The following is a 568-nucleotide window of genomic DNA, read 5'->3' as shown; positions in this document are numbered from 1 at the left end:
TCGCGGACTACGACATCCTCACCCCCGGCGACCGGCCGGACGTGCTGGTGGCGATGAACCCGGCGGCGTTGAAGGCGAACCTCGGTGATGTCCCGCACGGCGGGACGATCATTCTGAACACCGATGAGTTCATCAAGCGGAACCTGACGAAGGTCGGCTACGCCACCGACCCGTTGGATGACGACACCCTCACCCCGTATCAGGTGCACCGGGTCGCCATGTCGACCCTGACCCAGGGCGCGCTGGCGGACACCGGTCTCGGGAAGAAGGACGCTGAGCGGTGTAAGAACATGTTCGCGCTCGGGTTGTTGTCGTGGATGTATCACCGGCCGACCGAGGGCACTGAGCGGTTTTTGCGGGAGAAGTTCGCGAAGAAGCCGGAGATCGCCGAGGCGAACATCCTGGCGTTTCGGGCGGGCTGGAACTACGGGGAGACGACCGAGTCGTTCGCGACGACGTTCCAGGTCGCGCCGGCGAAGCTGACCCAGGGCACCTACCGGCAGATCACCGGCAACACCGCCCTGGCTTACGGCATCGTCGCCGCCGGGCAGCGCTCGGGTCTGCAGAT

1 protein-coding gene is annotated in these 568 nt (G+C 65.5%); it reads left to right on the top strand.

From position 1 onward, the window contains the following. On the top strand, positions 1-568 hold a 568-nt coding region (locus ACLJPY_RS50190), incomplete at both ends, for a 2-oxoacid:acceptor oxidoreductase family protein (RefSeq protein WP_410598095.1).

Source organism: Amycolatopsis sp. lyj-23, assembly GCF_046549135.1.
In the GTDB taxonomy this organism is placed as follows: domain Bacteria; phylum Actinomycetota; class Actinomycetes; order Mycobacteriales; family Pseudonocardiaceae; genus Amycolatopsis.
This window is presented reverse-complemented; position numbering and strand designations above follow the sequence as displayed.